This is a genomic window from Streptacidiphilus albus JL83 (assembly GCF_000744705.1).
Lineage (GTDB): Bacteria > Actinomycetota > Actinomycetes > Streptomycetales > Streptomycetaceae > Streptacidiphilus > Streptacidiphilus albus.
In genome coordinates, this window is the sequence record NZ_JQML01000001.1 from 6,974,205 (window position 1) to 6,988,998 (window position 14,794).

Consider the following 14,794-nt stretch of genomic DNA (forward strand, 5'->3'; position numbering starts at 1 on the left):
TGAGGCCGACCGGGGCGACGCCGCAGGCACGGACGAGGTGCAGCAGGAGCGAGCGGGCCGCTCTGCGGAGGCGCTGCTTCATCTCCGTCCCCTCTCTGTACAGTCGATCGAATGACTGAAATCGGAAGCCCTGACAATGGATTGGTTGTGCTGGAGCACGACTCCGGCTGGGCGGCCCGGGCCGGGGCACTGACCGAACGGCTGCGCTCCGCACTCGGACCGACGGCCCTGCGGGTGGAGCACATCGGCAGCACCGCGATTCCGGGGATGGCGGCCAAGCCGATTTTCGACGTCCAGGTCAGCGTCGCGGACCTGGACCAGGCGGACCGCGCCTTCGCCGAGCCGCTGGCGGAGCTGGGCTTCCAGCAGCGGCCCTTCCACCAGGACCATGTGCCCGCCGGATCCGACGACGACCCGGCACGCTGGGCCAAGCGCTTCTGGAGCCGCCGGACCGGTGGGGACGTCAACCTGCACGTGCGTGTGCTGGGTTCCCCGAACGAGCGACTGGCCCTGCTCTTCCGCGACTGGTTCCGGGCCCATCCCGAGGCCGTGCCCGCCTACGCCGCCTTCAAGAGCGTGCTCGCCGGGAACGTGTTCGACATCGACGTCTACTCGGACGTGAAGGACCCGGTGGTCGATCTTGTCGTCGCCGTGGCCGAGCCGTGGGCCGCCGCGACCGGCTGGACCGCCCTGGCGGCCGACGGGGCGCCGGAGCGGGTTGCCACCGCCGTGGCCGGTACTCCTGCCGCGTAGATCTTTTTCCGCTCGTACTAGAGTCACTGCATGCTCATTCACCCCATTCCGGGTCGGCGCGCTCCGCGGAGGACGCGGTGATCGGTGCGCTCACAGCCGCGGTCGCCATAGCGGCGCTGCTGCTCGCGGCCTGGTGCGGCGTTGCCATCGCGCGCGACCAGCCGACCAAGGACTGGCACCTCATCGGTATGGCCGTGGTGAGCGTGTTGGCACTGGCGCAGCTGGTGGTCGGTATCGTCGAGGTGGCCAACGGGCACAAGGCCCAGAACGGCACGGTCATCTTCTTCGCCTATCTGGTGGGCGCAACGCTGGTGGTCCCGGGCGCGGCCTTCATGTCGCTGCTGGAGCGCACCCGCTGGGGTTCGGCGATCGCGACGGTGGGCGGCGTGGTGCTGGCCGCATTGGAACTTCGGTTGATCGAGATCTGGGGAAGCGGACATGGCTGACACACAGCAGACGGGCGAGGGCGTGGTAGTCGCCGACCCGTCCCCGGAGGCCGTGGCGGAGAGCGCCGCGCCGACCGGGAAGACCCGGAAGATAGGAGAGGGTCCGGGACGACTGCTGGTGAGCGTGTACGGCGTCTTCACGGTCGCGGCGGGCTCGCGGTCGATCTACCAGCTGATCGCCCAGTACCACCGGGCGCCGCTCTCCTACATCCTCTCTGCGGCCTCGGCGGCGGTGTACGCGTTCATCCTGGTGACGCTGGTGCGCGGCGGTGCCTCCGCGCGGAAGCTCGCCTTCTTCTGCTGTGCCGCCGAGCTGGCCGGCGTGCTGATCGTCGGCACCCTGACGCTGGTGATCCCCTCGGCCTTCCCGGACCAGACGGTGTGGTCGTACTACGGGCTGGGCTATGTCTTCATCCCGCTGGTGCTGCCGGTGACCGGGATGCTCTGGCTTCGGCGGACCCCCGCCGACGAGCAGCAGGGCTGAGCCGGAGCGACCGGAGCGACCGGGCGGGAACGACCGGGTGGAACGCACGGAGTGGAACGAACGGTGTGGAACGGCTCGGCGTCAGCGACGCTGGGCCGTTTCCGCGTCCAGGGACACCGGCGCCCCCGTTGTCGGGCGCAGGGCCCGGAGCCGCTCGAAGGCGGTCGGAGTCGGCCGGTGGCAGAGGAACTCCCTGATCTGCCTCGCGCAGTCGAGCGGACCGGTGGTGCCGGAGTCGACCTCGACGTCGTAGGCGCCGTGGGCGTGGACCTGCTCGATCTGCCGGGCGGCGAGGCCCGGCGGGCGGTCGCCGCGGACGAGCTCCCGGCGCTCCAACTCCGGCAGCGCGCAGCGTATGCCGACCAGGACGACGCGCTGCGGGTCGAGCAGTTCCAGGCAGTCCAGCAGCCGCCACTCCTCACTGAGGATGTGGTCCACCACGATGTTGTTGCCGGCGGCGGCCATGCCGGCGACGGCCCGGTGGAAGCCCATCCAGGTCTTTCTGAGTACGGTCGGCAACTCGTCCGGCGTGATCTGCCGGCCGCCGCGGATGGCATGGAAGCTGTCGACCGCCATGCGGTAGTAGACGTCGTCGAGCAGTGGGAGCAGTTCCTGGGCGATGCTCGACTTCCCGGAACTCGACGTGCCGTTCAGGAAGATCACCAGTCCACCGGGCTCGCCGGGGAGGTCTGCTGCTGTGGTCATGTTCCACTGCCCGTTCGATCGGTACGACACCTGCAACTGATCATGATCCAGGGCGGAGCGGCCGCTGTCCACGGGGTGTGTCCGTGAGCGGGTGGTCGAGGAGTACGGGGGGACGGGGTGACCGCGGGGTGTGGCATGGTCGGCCTCTCGGTGTGTGCTGACACCTCGAAGAGCAGGCCGGCCGACTGTTCGTTCCTGTGATGAGCGTCACTTGGAGCCGATGGAACATTCGGTCCTCCGGTCGCCTCCTGCTGTGTGTCGGAAGGAGACCGTCGTGGAGATGACACCCGTTCGTACCGCCGAGTTGGTGCGGGCCGCGCAGCACGGCGATCAGCTCGCGGTGAGCCAACTGCTCGAACTGCTCACGCCGTACGTACGTCGGCTGTGCGGACCGATCGCCCTGGCGGACGGCGCGGACGCGACCCAGGAGGCGCTGATCGCGGTGTTCCGGAAGCTGCGGCAACTGTAGCAGCCCGAGGCGCTGTTCGGCTGGGTGCGCGCCATCGCGGTACGTGAGGCAGTGCGCCATGCCCAGCGGGTCTCCCGCTCCGAGCCGGCCGACCTCGGCGAGGTCCCGGCGCCGGGCGACCCGCAACTCGCCGCCGACATCCGCGATGTCCTGCGGCGGCTCTCACCGGAGCACCGGGCCGTGCTGGTGCTCCGCGACCTTGAGGGCCTGGACGAACAGCAGACCGCACAACTGCTCGGGGTGGCCGCCGGCACGGTCAAGTCCCGTCTGTCCCGGGCCCGGCTCAGTTTCCGAAGGGCGTGGCAGGTATGACGTACGAGGCAGGAGCAGTGCCCGAGGACTGGCCGGTGGCCGACTTCGACCCGGTGCGACAGCTGCGGGTGATAGCTGCGGTCACCCCCGGGGCCAGGATCCATGAGCGTGTCATCGACGCACCCTTCGCGGCGGTCTGGGAGGTCGCCGCCGACCTGGAGCGGATGCCGCAGTGGCTGTCCGACATCAGGTCGGTCCGCTACCGCGGGACGGAAGCCCTGGTCGTCGGCCACTCCCGGCTGCGCGCCAGGTTCGACGTCGAGAACAGTTCCGGGTGGTGTCTGATGCGCAGCCGGTTCCTGCTCGGGGGCATGGCCGCCCGGCCCGAGGAGGAGGGCACCCGGTTCGCCGTGCTGGGCGCCCTGCGGATACCGCTGGCCGGACTGGTGGAACCGCTGCTGGGTCCGATCGTCTCCCGCACCGAGCCCCGTTCGGCTCGTCGTTTCGAGGCGCTGGTGCGGGCGCGTTGACGGATCGGTCGTCGGCTCAGTCGACGGCGCGGTGGGCTGCGACGGCCCCGTGGAACAGGTGGAGGGCATCCGTGCCGGCGTCCCCGAGGCAGGCGCAGCACAGCGCCAGCAGCAGGGCGAAGGTCGCCAGCGCCAGCATCCGCTGAGCCGGGCGCGGTGCCAGGGGCGGCGCGAGCAGTGACCGCACCCGGCGCGGCACGGGGCCACCGGTGGCGGCGAGGGCCGCGTTCCGCCAAGGCCCTGCCGGACTGCTCCCCTGTGCGAGAGCGGCCCGGGCCACCGCACGCGCCACCAGGCCCCGGTCGCCGACCGCCTCGGCCGCGTCCTCGTCGGCCCAGCGCTCCACCGCGTAGGCGCCCTCCTTGGCCAGCGGGCGCAGCAACGGGCAGGCGGCGGCGGACAGATGCAGCACGAGCAGGAAGAAGTGGTGCCGTTCGCGCAGATGGGCACGCTCGTGGGCCATCAGGGCCTCCCGCTCGGCCGGTTCCAGCGCGTGGAGCATGCCGGTGGTCACCACCACCCGGCCGGGTATTCCAGGCGGACCGGGCAGGGCGAATGCCTCCACCTGCGGATCGTCGACCACCAGCAGGTCGCCGCCGTCCGCGTCGGTCGCGGGCGACCGACGGCACTCGGTGAACGCGGCCAGCAGGACCCGTCCGCGTCGACGGGCCGACACGACGATTCCGACCAGGGCGCACAGCAGCGCCGCCGCACCGGCCGAGGCGACGCCGACCGGGATGGAACGGAGTCCGCTGACCGCCAGTAGCCCCAGCGAGCCGAGCCAACCCACCGCCGCCACCAGAGCCGCACCGGTCAGCACCCAGGTCTCCGCGCGCGGAGACAGCCGCCGGGCCAGTGCCGGGCCCACCACCGCGAGCAACAGGGCAATCAGGAGGGGGACATAGACATTGATCCGCACCGGACTACGACCCTTCGTCGCCGCGCAGCAACTGCTGGACCAGGCGCTCGTCCTCGTCGCTGAGCCGGGAGACGAACCGGGCCAGCACCGCCCGGCGGTCGGAGCCCCGGTCGAGCAGACCGAACATCCGCTCGGCGGTGTCGGCGGCCTCGTCGCGCAGCGGCGCGTAGGCGTACCCGCGGCCGGAGCGAACCCGGGTGAGCTGCCCCTTGGCGTGCAGCCGCGACAGAATGGTCAGCACCGTGGTGTGGGCCAAGGCGTCGGGCAGTTGCGCGCCGACCTGGGCCACGGTCAGGTGGCTGTCCGCCGCCCACAGCACGGCCATCACCGCCGCCTCCAGCTCTCCGGCGGCCCGCCGCCTGCCCGCCTCCATGTCGGCCTCACTCTCTGTGATCGTCCCCCTGGTACCGGAGCCGACGCCTCGAAGCAGAGAAGGCAGGGAAGAGGGAGGAGCGCTCCACGTTACTGCACGGTCGAGGCCGGACACGGGGAGGGAACCGGGTGTGACTGGAGGCGGCGGGGGCGGCGGGGGCGGCGTGCAGGCGCTCGCACCGCCGGACCGCTGCGCCCCAGGTTCCGGAGGGTACTACCGAGGCGTCCGCCCCGACGCGGTATCGCTCGGAGAAAATCCTTGTGTTCACTCGTCCGGGAGTCTGTCGCCACTGGTCCGGCAGAAGTGGCTACGTTGAGTGAGTGGCACGTTCCACAGCCGGGCCGAGTCCCCGAACTCGCTCTGTCGATCACCCTCGACGGGCCTCGGGGTCCCACCCGAGCCGGTTCTTCCGGTCGGTCTCCGCCTCGGATCCGCCGCCGTTGAACCGGTACAGCTCCGCCCTGCGGCTCGCGCGGTCGGACTGCCCGGCCAGGGCGCCTCGGCGGACCCCGCCGCCAGAGCAGTGGAGGAAGAGTCATGCGATTCACCGAGGGGATGCTGAAGGACGACACGGCTCTGCTCGTCCTCCAGGCCGTCCCGGGACGGTGGGGGGTGCGGGATCTCCTGCGAGGGGAGGAGCGACGCGAGGAGGAACGGCGCGTGGAGGTGTGGCGGGGTGAGGGACGTCGGGTTGAGGACCCGCGGGGTGAGGACCAGCAGGGTGCGGATCGGCAGGGTGCGGATCGGCAGGGCGAGGAACGGCGGGGTGCGGCCTGGCGCGGTGCGGAGGGCTGTACGGCGGAGCGGTGCTGGAGCCGCTGCTTTCCCGGGCAGCCCTGCGAGATCTCCGCGGCGCGGGCCTACCTGGCGGAGGTGGTCGGACAGGCGGGCTGCCGGGAACTGGCCGACGACGCCTGCCTCCTGGTCAGCGAGTTGGCCGGAAACGCGGTCCTGCACACTCGCTCGGGCAGTCCCGGCGGCTTCTTCGTCGTCGCAGTGGAGAGCTGTTCGGACGGTCTGCGGATCAGCGTCACCGACCAGGGCGGCCAGGACGTTCCGCAGGTGCTGCACGAGGAGCGGGAGGAGAGCGGACGCGGCCTGTCCATCGTGGAGGCACTGGCCCGCCGCTGGGACGCCTACGGCGACCGCGAGAGCCGGACCGTCTGGTGCGAGCTGGGCTGTCCGCAGCCCTCCGCTGCTCCGCAGCCCTCCGCTGCCGGCTGCCCGGACTGCGGCTGAGCCACGAGCGGGTCACCACCAACGCCGGCCACCACCGTCAGCACCACAACCGTCAGCACAACCGTCAGCACCAACGCCGGTCACCAACTCGCGCCGCCGCCGGTGGGCGGGGCCACGGCCCGGAGCTTGTCGGGGTTGAGCTGCAGCCGCAAGCCCTGGATGCGCCCGTCCGCCAGATCGAGCACCAGCACCCCGGTGGGCTGGTCCGCCAGGCCGAACAGTACCCCCGACTGGCCGTTGACCTTGGTGAACTCCACGGCGTGGTCCCGCACTCCGGGCTTGGCCAGCACTCCCAGCAGCCAGCGGGCGACGTGGTCGGCGCCGTACAGCGGCCGACGGGCAGCCGTGACCTTGCCGCCGCCGTCGGACCAGGCGGTCACGTCCGGCGCCAGCAGCGCCATCACCTCGTTGAGGTCACCACCGGCGCAGGCGGCCAGGAACTTCTCGGTGACCTGTCGGCGCTCTGCGTCGTCCGTGTCGTAGCGGGGCCGGCGGGCCTGCACCTGCGCCTTGGCCCGGTGGGCGGTCTGCCGGACCGCCGCCTCGCTGCGGTCGAGCACCTCGGCGATCTCCGCATGGGAGTAGCCGAACACCTCGCGCAGGACGAAGACCGCCCGCTCGATGGGGCTGAGCGACTCCAGCACCACCAGCATCGCCAGCGAGACCGAGTCGGCCGTCTCCGCCTCCTCGGCGACGTCAGGTGCGGTCAGCAGCGGCTCCGGGAGCCACGGGCCGACATAGGACTCACGGGTGGCCCGGGCCGAGGTGAGCCGGTTCAACGACAGGTTGGTCACCGTGCGGACCAGATAGGACTTGGGGTGGACCACCGTTCCACGGTCCACCCCGGCCCACTTCAGCCAGGCGTCCTGCAGCACGTCCTCGGCGTCCGCGACGGTCCCCAACATCCGGTAGGCGGTCGCGAAGAGAAGCCGCCGGTACTCGGTGAAGGGATCGTCCTGTGCAGGGGCTCGGAAGGTGTCGACCATGGATGTCACGCTGCCAGGCGACCCTCCGCCTCGGCAAGCCCCCGCACTCCCCGCCGGCTGCCCGCCGAGCTCGGCTCCCAGCCGAGCTCGGCCTTGGCCCTGGTGTTGCCGAGCCGCAGATCGGTGCCCATGATGCCGTGGGCCGGCGGGGTGGCCCGCAGTACCCACATGGGCACGGACATCGGGCGCGGGGTGCCGAAGGCCTCCGCGACCGCCCGTACGTGGTCGGCGAAGCTGACCGGGGTGTCGTCGGTGATGTCCAACAGGTCGGCCCGGACGTCGTTGCCCGCGCCGAGGCCCAGCCGGGCGACGTCGTGGCCTTCGCCGGTGAGCCTCTCGGCGGTCCGCTGTCCCAGAACGCCGCTTCCGCCTGCGATCAGAATTCTCAGGGTGTCCGTCCTCCGTCGGCGCCGACCATCGATCCTGCCGATGCTCGTGGGACCGATGTCCGGGCCCGGATGTGACATCAGTCGGAAGTGGCCCGGATCACCCGCGCGTCCCTCCCGGCCGTGCGCTCGGCGGCACTGGTGGCCAGCTTGTCCAGCAGCCCGATGAGCATGGTGCGCTCGGCCGGGGAGAGCCCGTCGACCAGCGCGGCCTCGCGTCCGAGTACCGCGTCGACCGAGCTTTCGATCAGCGCCTGGCCGGCCGGGGTGAGCGAGACCAGGACGGTGCGCGTCCCGCCGGGCCCCGGCGCCCGGCGGACGAGCCCCTCCCGTTCGGCGCGGGCCACGCGTTGGGAGACGGCGCCCGCCGTCACCAGGGTGCGTCGGGCGATCTCCCTGGTGCTGAGGGTGTACGGCGAGCCGGAACGACGGATCACGGACAGCAGGTCGAGGGTGGCCGCGTCGATCCCTGCAGCGCGCAGGACCCGACCGCGATCGTCGGCGAACAGCTTCGCGAGGCGCCAGATCGGGGTGACGATCTCGATCGATGCGGTCGGCGTGCCCGGCCGCTCGCGCTGCCAGGCGGCGGCGATCTCCGCAGCCGGAGTGGGCGGACTCCCGGGCACGCGAGCAGGGTCCCGAGCAGGGTCCCGAGCAGGGGCGGGGTCGGCAGCGGGGTCGGGGGCAGGAGCGCGGTCGGGTTCGGTCGTGGGCACGGACATGCTGCGGGTCCCTGTGGCTCTCGGCTATGTTTAGACCTAAACGTACAGCAGTAGGAGGAGCCTTGTCCCGCATCGTGCTTGTCACCGGAGGTACCAGCGGCATCGGCCGTGCCGTCGCGGCCCGGTTCGCCGCTGACGGGGCCCGGGTCCTCGTCACCGGACGCCATGCCGACACGGTCGAGCAGGCCGTCGAGGAGCTGGCGGTGTACGGCAGCGTCCGCGGTGCCGTCTGCGACTCGACCGTGCCCGCGCAGGTCGCCGAACTGGGCGAGCTGGTGGGCCCGGACCTCGATGTGCTCGTCAACGCGGCCGGAGGACTGCCCGACGTGCCGTCGGACGGCATGGCGCCGCTCGACGCCCTGCTCGCCCAGTGGCAGGCCAATCTGGCGCAGAACCTGCTGGGGGCGGTGCTGACCACGGCCTCGGTCCAGGAGAAGCTCTCCGCGGGCGGCACGGTCGTCAGCATCGGGTCGATCGGCGCGGAGCGCCGGGGCGGCTCCTACGGCGCGTCGAAGGCGGCGCTCGCCGCGTGGAACGCCTCGCTCTCGGCGGAGTTCGGCCCGCGCGGCATCACCGCCAACGTCGTCTCGGCCGGATATGTCGCGGGGACCGGGTTCTTCCGCGGCGGGATGACGGACGACCGGCACCGGGCACTGGTCGAGGAGACCCACACCAAGCGCCCGGGAACGGTGGCCGACATCGCCGAGACCGTCCACTTCCTCGCCTCACCCGGCGCCGGCCACATCACCGGGCAGACCATCCATGTCAACGGCGGGGCCTTCACCACGCGCTGAGCGCAGAGGCGGACAGCGGGCGGCGGGCGAACAGCGGACGGGCGGCGGGTCGACCGTGTCGGAGCAGCGCCACTCCCCGGCGGTGGGGGTCCGCGGGGGAGTGGCGCAGGCCGGCTGCGGGGGAAGGTCAGCCGGTGTAGGAGTCGAAGATCTTGGTGAAGTCCAGCGGCTGCTGGCTGATCTCCGAGCAGGCCGGGAGGCCGGAGGCCGAGCCGGCGCAGGGCTGGTCGCGGTCGACGGACCAGAAGGCCAGTCGGCCGAGGTGCGCGGTGTCCGCCCAGGAGACCAGGGTCTGGGCGTCGGCCTCGCTGAAGATCTCACCGGAGGTGTCGTTCTGACCGATCATCGGGGTGACCCCGATGTTGGCGTAGGTGTCGGAGGGCCAGTCGGCCTGGGCCTGGGCCAGGGTGCTCTGGGCGGCCTGGATGGCCTCCTGGCCCATGTCGCCGGTGAACGAGCCGCCGTAGTCCATGGCCATCACGTTGATCAGGTCGATCCGGGTGCCGTCCTGCTTGGCCAGGTTGAGGAAGGCCACGCCGTCCGCCGCGAGGCCGGTGGGCAGCACGGGCAGGGTGACCGAGACGACCAGGCCGGGGTTGGCGGCCTCAAGGCCGTTGATGGCCTCGAACCGGAGGTTGTTGTCGGCGGTGTAGTCGAGCGGGGCGCCCTCGATGTCGAAGTCGATGTGGGTGACGCCGAGGCTGTTGATCACCTCCTGGTAGGCCGCCTGGAGACTGGCCTCGGTGGTGCAGGCCATCGCCAGCTCGGTGCCGCCGGCCCCGCCGAAGGAGACGATCGGGGTGGCGCCGTCGGCCTGGGCGGTGGCGATCTCCTGGGTCATCGCCGGGTCGTTGTTCACCGGCAGGGTGTCGCCCCAGATCGGGTTGCAGCCGGAGGAGATCACGAAGGCGGCGGTGTAGTTCTTCAGCCCGGCCTTGGCCGCCGAGTTGAGCATCGGCTCCTGGTCGTTGCTCATGTCGACGTAGGGCGCGACCTTGCCCACGCTGCCACCGCCGCCGCCCGAGGTGGCGGTCGAGGAGGGCGAGGCGGAGGCCGAGGCGCTGGCGGACGCGGACGCGCTGGCCGAGGCGCTGGCGCTGGCGGAGGCCGTCGGTGAGCTGCCGCCGCCGGGGCCGGTCAGCGAGAAGTCGTCGGCGTAGTAGGCGGGCTGGGCGTACCAGCCGTGGACGTACACCTGGAGCGAGGTCTGGGTGGAGCTGGTGGTGATCGAGGTGGACAACTGCTGCCAGCTGGTCGCCGACGGCGTCCAGCTGTCGGTTCCACCGGTGATCCCGACGTAGACGTACGAACCCTCGACATAGCCGCTGAACGTGTACGTGGTGTTGGGAGTGACCGTCACCGTCTGGGTGCACTGGGCGTCGTCGGAGCTGGTCGGCGTCGCCTGGAGGGCGTGCGAGCCGGAGTGCACCGGCGAGCCGACCACGGCGGCGGTGCCCGTGTCGCAGGTCCAGCCGGAGAGCGAGCCCGCTTCGAAGCCGGGGTTGGCCAGCAGGTTGGTGGACGCGGCCGAGGCGGGTGAGGCGAGCACGGCGCTGGCGGCGCCGCCGACCGCGGTCAGGGCCATGGCGGCCATGACCGCGGTGAGGCGTCGGCCGGAGCGGGGCGGTGTGGGGGTAGTGCGCACGGTGTCGTGCTCCTGTCTGCGGTACGGCGGCAGGGGGCTGACGACCGGTCACTCATCCTTGGGGGTGGCGGAGTCACAGGTCGGTGGGGGAGCGGTGCCTGCCGGTGCGGATGTAGCAGTGCCGAAGGAGCAGGCGCCTCGCGAGTGGCGGCTGCTCCGTACCTGCCAGTGAATGTGGTCCAGACCAATGAGGTTGTCAAGGCCATGAAGGAATCTGTGCGGGCCTGTTGGTCCGGAACGGGAGCAGCACGCCGGGGGACGGCAAGTGCCCTGCCCCGGAAGGGAACAGGGGCCCGGGCCGGGGGTGTGGTGACCGGACGGAACGGGGGCGGACCGTCGGTCAGGCGTGGCGCTCGGCCAGGCTGGTCAGCAGGGCGACCGCCTCCGCCGCGCGCTCGTGCGGGACGAAGAGGTGGTCGTGGTGGAATCCGGCCACCACATTGCAGCTCACCCCGGCCTCGGCGAGCACGTGGGAGACGGCGGCGGTGAGGCCGACCGCCGCCAGCGCCGAGTGGACGCGCAGGGTGATCCAGCCCGCGACGTAGTCGTAGCGGAGCCCTGCGCCGTCGGCCTCGGACTGGAGCGCGACCAGGGTCAGCCCCTCCGGCTCCGCGACGGTGACCACCGGCGTGACGCCGGGAGGGACGAGGGCGTCCTCGACCGTGGTGAAGACGAAGCGTCCCGGGTTCAGCTCCGGTCGCATGCCGCCCAGCAGTCGTTCCAGGTCCAGTTCGCCGCTCACGGGGCTCAGCGTAGGCGGTCGACGGCCCTGTGGCCGGGAGCGGTCAGCCGTGGCGTCGGCGGACGGCGGCGCCCAGCGGCACGATCTGTCCGCAGGCGGCCAGTAGCAGCCCGCCCACGGGAACAACCGCGATGCCGATCAGGATGGTGAGGAAGCCCACGACTCCGGCGAGGAGCAGGGCGGAGCCCAGCGCCCAGGCCGCCCGGCCGGCCCAGGGGCCGGAGCGTCCGGCGGCGGCCGAGCGGAGCAGCAGGCCCACGAGGAGTGTTGCCAGCAGCGGGATCGCGACCAGCAGCAGCACCAGGTATCCGCTGTCCGCCACCAGGGTCACCTGCGCCGTCGGCAGCAGGGTGGTGGACGCGTGGAGCGCGCCGGCGCCCGCGCCCACCGGTGCGGTCGCCGTCGCATAGGCCGGAGGGCTCTGCGGGGTGACGATCGGTAGCACCAGGGCGAGGATCAGCAGGGCGAGGCTCCACGCGGCCGCCAGGCCGACCAGGAAGGCGGCGACACGCTCCGGGCGCGGGGCCGAGGGCGCCGATGAGACGCTGCTGTTCAAACCGATCGCCATGACGACCCCCGTCGCTGTGGTGGGGAACAGGCCGTACTGCCCCCGTCACCTCCCATCTTCTCCCTCCTGGACCGCCGTTGGTACCCGTTCGGCGCCCCGTGTGCTGTGCCCCGCGCCACAGTGCCGCCGTGCCGGGACGCGGGGAAACCGGGCGGGCGACCGGGGCGGGGGACCTGGGCGGGGCACCAGTGCCCCGCGCTCAGTGGTGGAACAGCCGGAGGCCGGTGCGGACCAGGGTGATGCCGTGCTCGCGGCAGGCGGCCTCGACCTCCCCGGAGCGGATCGACCCTCCGGGTTCGGCGATGTGGTCCACGCCGTGGCGGCGGGCGTGGTCGACGTTGTCGCGGAACGGCAGTGCCCCGTCGGAGGCGAAGGCCACCCCGCGCAGCGAGCCCTGCCAGGACGCGCGCTGACCCTCCGTCAGTGACCGTGCCGGTGCGGTGAGAACCTCCCCGAACCGGGCCCGCTCGTCGGCGGTGAGGTCGCCCTCGACGAACCGGATCTGCCAGTTGATCCGGTCCTGTCGGCGAACCTCGGGGCGGAACGTCAGGGACCGGACGGCGGGATGGCGGCGCAGCCACCAGGTGTCCACCTTCGATCCGGCCAGCCGGGTGCAGTCGACCCGGGACTGCTGCCCGGCGCCGATGCCCAGGGTGACTCCGTCGCGCACGTAGCAGACCGCATTGGACTGGGTGTAGCGCAGGACGGAGAGTCCCAGCAGCAGGTCCTCGCGGGCGCGTTCGGTCAGTGGGCGACCGTCGGACGCCGTGGCCAGGGAGTCGGGAAGCGGAGCCAGGTCGCGTTCCTGGGTCAGTCGGAGGCCGAAGACCTCCCGGGTCTCGTGCCGGGGTGACACGAACGCCGGATCCGCCTCGATGACCAGGAAACGGCCCCGCTTCTTCCGGCCGAGAGTGGCGACCGTGCCCGGCTCGAAGCCCGGGGCGATGATGCCGTCGCAGACCAGTCCGCCGAGCAGGTCGGCCAGTTCGGCGTCGACCGGGTGCGACACGGCGGCGAAGTCGCCGTAGGAGGACTTCGGGTCCGCGTCCCTGGCTCGCAGATACGCGGAGGCCGGACCGCCGACCGCCGAGCCGGTGAGGCCGTGCAGTTCGGCGGTGACGGCGTCGAGCGGACCGGCGACGGCGGCGCCGGCCGGTGAGACGTGCTTGAACGAGGCGGCGGCGGGGCGGCCGAGCAGGCCGGACGCCTCCCGCACCAGCTGCCAACTGTTCAGCGCATCGAGCAGGTTGATGAGCGACGGTGACCCGTTCAGTACTCGCACCGGCCAACTTCCGGGGGTCACCGGCTCGGCCGGAGCCGCCGCCTGGTGCGGGTTGGTGCCGTAACGCAGTTCCATGACATGCCTCCTCAGCGGGACTTCGCTGATGGAGGCGCCCAGGCGGTCGACGCTCGCATCGGAACGGGACCGCTCCCCGGTGGTCGTCCACCCTCGCCAGTCGCGGCCCGGCCCCCACCCTAGTGGGTGCGGGGACGGAATCCGCTCCGCCTCGTCCTGCCGGACGCCGTCGGGCCGCCCCGGAGTGAGTGGAGGCGGCCCGACGGATGCCCCGTTCGGAGCGTTCGGAGCGTTCGGAGCGGACGGAGCGGACGGGTGGATAGGTGGACGTCGGGCCGGAGAGGCTGGGCCGGAGGGCGCTGGGCCGGAGGGCGTGGGTCTAGAAGATGCCGGCCCCGACGACGATCTGGCCCTCGACGTCGGGGGCCACCGCAGCGAGGCGGCTCTGGACCGACGTCAGGGTGGCGACCTCGGACTCGGACAGGGTCGCGATCACCGACTTCTGCTCATCGCTGAGCTGGTCCACCGGGGTGCCGGCGTCACGCAGCGACTGGAGTGCGTCAAAGGGCATGGCGGATTCCTTCCGAAAGGTCGGCGGCTGGCGACAACCATCGTGCGGACGCCTCCCGGGTCGGGCAAGGTGTGCCGGACAATCGAACCGAGAAATCGTGGCGTTGACGACTGATCAGAATTCCTGCCGTTCCGGTTCTCGCTCGCCGCACTTTCCGGGCGCGGCCGACCGGCCGATCGAATTCCGATGATCGGACCGTTGATTTGGCCGCTGATTCGTCAGTCGATCCGGCTGATAGCCAGTGAAGCGGCGGATCGGGAGCGGATAGGGAGCGGATCCGGCGTGGGTCAGGAATGGATCAGGAATGGATCGGGAATGGAGTGCGGCGCCTTCGGGGCGGGTCCGGGAGGAGCTCCGGTCCGCGGTCGCGCTCCTTCGCCCGCCGCTGTCGCGACGGCGGCCGGCGCCGTCCCGGGTGGCTCCGCGCGGGCGGACGGCGCCGCTGTCGCTGGGGCGTGGCGGGCGTGACGGTGCCCGGGAGTCGTAACTGTCCGTGATCAGTCGTCAACGCCACAGTTCCTCGTTGCCCGGGCCCTACGAGCCTTGTGCCGTCTGCCGAGGGCCCGCATCATGAACTCGCCCACCTCTCCTGCTCACGGTGAAGGATTCTGCGATGTCCTTTGACGCACTTCAGGCCCTGCGTGATGCCGGTACCCCGGTCGACCAGCTCAGCTCGGAGCAGCAGGCGGTGATCTCCACCTTCGCCGAGTCCGAGGTGGCCACCCTGATCTCGGTTCAGGGCCGGCTGGCCGACGTGGCCGGCGACGTCGAGGGTCAGACCGTGGTCGGCGTCGGCATCTTCTAATGCCCGAGCGAGGATTTCGGCCGTCCCCGTCGAGCAGTTCGGGGGCGGCTGATTGCGCCACTGTACATGCCGCCCCTGCTGCTTCGCCGGCCTGAACGGATGCCTACG

The 14,794-nt window shown here is 71.7% G+C and carries 20 protein-coding genes and 1 riboswitch; of the genes, 9 read left to right on the forward strand and 11 right to left on the reverse strand.

Annotation, left to right across the window (positions count from 1 at the left end; translation table 11 throughout):
- The first annotated feature begins 111 nt into the window (after positions 1–111).
- From BS75_RS30675 to BS75_RS30685, 3 genes are all read left to right on the forward strand, one after another.
- The gene (locus tag BS75_RS30675; RefSeq protein WP_042439751.1) at positions 112–753 is read left to right on the forward strand and encodes a GrpB family protein; all 642 of its coding nucleotides are present in this window, start codon (positions 112–114) and stop codon (positions 751–753) included.
- A gap of 77 nt (positions 754–830) precedes the next feature.
- Positions 831–1,199: a hypothetical protein gene (locus tag BS75_RS30680; protein ID WP_034090587.1), complete on the forward strand. Its 369-nt coding sequence runs from the start codon at positions 831–833 to the stop codon at positions 1,197–1,199.
- On the forward strand, positions 1,192–1,683 hold the full coding sequence (locus BS75_RS30685; protein ID WP_042439748.1) for a hypothetical protein: 492 nt from the start codon (positions 1,192–1,194) through the stop codon (positions 1,681–1,683). The genes BS75_RS30680 and BS75_RS30685 overlap by 8 nt, the downstream gene beginning before the upstream one ends.
- Before the next feature lie 81 nt (positions 1,684–1,764).
- Here the strand turns inward: BS75_RS30685 and BS75_RS30690 are convergent, their stop codons facing one another.
- The gene (locus tag BS75_RS30690) at positions 1,765–2,388 is read right to left on the reverse strand and encodes a chloramphenicol phosphotransferase CPT family protein (RefSeq protein WP_042439772.1); all 624 of its coding nucleotides are present in this window, start codon (positions 2,386–2,388) and stop codon (positions 1,765–1,767) included.
- A gap of 274 nt (positions 2,389–2,662) precedes the next feature.
- On the opposite strand from BS75_RS30690, the gene BS75_RS50730 reads away from it, so the two are divergent.
- Genes BS75_RS50730 through BS75_RS30700 form a run of 3 tightly spaced genes read left to right on the forward strand, consistent with a single transcriptional unit; the run spans position 2,663 to position 3,639 of the window.
- Complete coding sequence (locus BS75_RS50730) at positions 2,663–2,857, forward strand: helix-turn-helix domain-containing protein (protein ID WP_231607932.1); 195 nt, start codon at positions 2,663–2,665, stop codon at positions 2,855–2,857.
- A 24-nt stretch (positions 2,858–2,881) separates the two neighbouring features.
- Complete coding sequence (locus BS75_RS50735; protein WP_231607933.1) at positions 2,882–3,169, forward strand: RNA polymerase sigma factor; 288 nt, start codon at positions 2,882–2,884, stop codon at positions 3,167–3,169.
- A complete protein-coding gene (locus tag BS75_RS30700; RefSeq protein ID WP_081982729.1) occupies positions 3,166–3,639 on the forward strand; it encodes an SRPBCC family protein in 474 nt (157 codons plus the stop codon). Before BS75_RS50735 ends, BS75_RS30700 begins: the two co-directional genes overlap by 4 nt.
- Before the next feature lie 16 nt (positions 3,640–3,655).
- Here the strand turns inward: BS75_RS30700 and BS75_RS30705 are convergent, their stop codons facing one another.
- A complete protein-coding gene (locus tag BS75_RS30705; RefSeq protein ID WP_042439746.1) occupies positions 3,656–4,558 on the reverse strand; it encodes a M56 family metallopeptidase in 903 nt (300 codons plus the stop codon).
- A gap of 4 nt (positions 4,559–4,562) precedes the next feature.
- Entirely contained in the window at positions 4,563–4,931 is a 369-nt protein-coding gene (locus tag BS75_RS30710) for a BlaI/MecI/CopY family transcriptional regulator (protein ID WP_034090588.1), read from the reverse strand.
- Between the two features lie 537 nt (positions 4,932–5,468).
- On the opposite strand from BS75_RS30710, the gene BS75_RS44960 reads away from it, so the two are divergent.
- Positions 5,469–6,170 carry an ATP-binding protein gene (locus tag BS75_RS44960; protein ID WP_052069803.1) on the forward strand — a complete coding sequence of 234 codons (702 nt, stop codon included), beginning with the start codon at positions 5,469–5,471 and terminating at the stop codon, positions 6,168–6,170.
- Between the two features lie 80 nt (positions 6,171–6,250).
- Here BS75_RS44960 and BS75_RS30720 read toward each other — a convergent pair whose 3' ends face one another.
- From BS75_RS30720 to BS75_RS30730, 3 genes are read right to left on the reverse strand one after another with little or no spacing between them, the layout of a single operon-like run.
- On the reverse strand, positions 6,251–7,156 hold the full coding sequence (locus BS75_RS30720; protein WP_034090589.1) for an RNA polymerase sigma-70 factor: 906 nt from the start codon (positions 7,154–7,156) through the stop codon (positions 6,251–6,253).
- A 5-nt stretch (positions 7,157–7,161) separates the two neighbouring features.
- Positions 7,162–7,623 (reverse strand): hypothetical protein, encoded by a 462-nt coding sequence (locus BS75_RS30725; protein WP_034090590.1) that lies wholly within the window; start codon positions 7,621–7,623, stop codon positions 7,162–7,164.
- The gene (locus BS75_RS30730; RefSeq protein WP_081982731.1) at positions 7,623–8,264 is read right to left on the reverse strand and encodes a MarR family winged helix-turn-helix transcriptional regulator; all 642 of its coding nucleotides are present in this window, start codon (positions 8,262–8,264) and stop codon (positions 7,623–7,625) included. Before BS75_RS30730 ends, BS75_RS30725 begins: the two co-directional genes overlap by 1 nt.
- A gap of 62 nt (positions 8,265–8,326) precedes the next feature.
- On the opposite strand from BS75_RS30730, the gene BS75_RS30735 reads away from it, so the two are divergent.
- Positions 8,327–9,058 carry an SDR family NAD(P)-dependent oxidoreductase gene (locus BS75_RS30735; protein WP_034090591.1) on the forward strand — a complete coding sequence of 244 codons (732 nt, stop codon included), beginning with the start codon at positions 8,327–8,329 and terminating at the stop codon, positions 9,056–9,058.
- A 127-nt stretch (positions 9,059–9,185) separates the two neighbouring features.
- Here the strand turns inward: BS75_RS30735 and BS75_RS30740 are convergent, their stop codons facing one another.
- The 5 genes from BS75_RS30740 to BS75_RS30760 all read right to left on the reverse strand — a co-directional run bounded on the left by BS75_RS30740 (position 9,186) and on the right by BS75_RS30760 (position 13,881).
- Positions 9,186–10,703, reverse strand: a complete 1,518-nt coding sequence (locus BS75_RS30740; RefSeq protein WP_052069804.1) for a carbohydrate binding domain-containing protein — start codon at positions 10,701–10,703, stop codon at positions 9,186–9,188.
- A gap of 340 nt (positions 10,704–11,043) precedes the next feature.
- On the reverse strand, positions 11,044–11,445 hold the full coding sequence (locus BS75_RS30745) for an ACT domain-containing protein (protein WP_034090592.1): 402 nt from the start codon (positions 11,443–11,445) through the stop codon (positions 11,044–11,046).
- Between the two features lie 43 nt (positions 11,446–11,488).
- Positions 11,489–12,013 carry a hypothetical protein gene (locus BS75_RS30750; protein ID WP_034090593.1) on the reverse strand — a complete coding sequence of 175 codons (525 nt, stop codon included), beginning with the start codon at positions 12,011–12,013 and terminating at the stop codon, positions 11,489–11,491.
- Between the two features lie 199 nt (positions 12,014–12,212).
- A complete protein-coding gene (locus tag BS75_RS30755; protein WP_034090594.1) occupies positions 12,213–13,370 on the reverse strand; it encodes a phosphoribosylaminoimidazolecarboxamide formyltransferase in 1,158 nt (385 codons plus the stop codon).
- A 29-nt stretch (positions 13,371–13,399) separates the two neighbouring features.
- Positions 13,400–13,484: riboswitch (ZMP/ZTP riboswitch) on the reverse strand.
- 205 nt (positions 13,485–13,689) lie between these two features.
- Positions 13,690–13,881 (reverse strand): aroma-sacti cluster domain-containing protein, encoded by a 192-nt coding sequence (locus tag BS75_RS30760; RefSeq protein ID WP_034090595.1) that lies wholly within the window; start codon positions 13,879–13,881, stop codon positions 13,690–13,692.
- A gap of 613 nt (positions 13,882–14,494) precedes the next feature.
- On the opposite strand from BS75_RS30760, the gene BS75_RS30765 reads away from it, so the two are divergent.
- The gene (locus BS75_RS30765) at positions 14,495–14,686 is read left to right on the forward strand and encodes an aroma-sacti cluster domain-containing protein (protein WP_052069805.1); all 192 of its coding nucleotides are present in this window, start codon (positions 14,495–14,497) and stop codon (positions 14,684–14,686) included.
- Positions 14,687–14,794 lie beyond the last annotated feature (108 nt).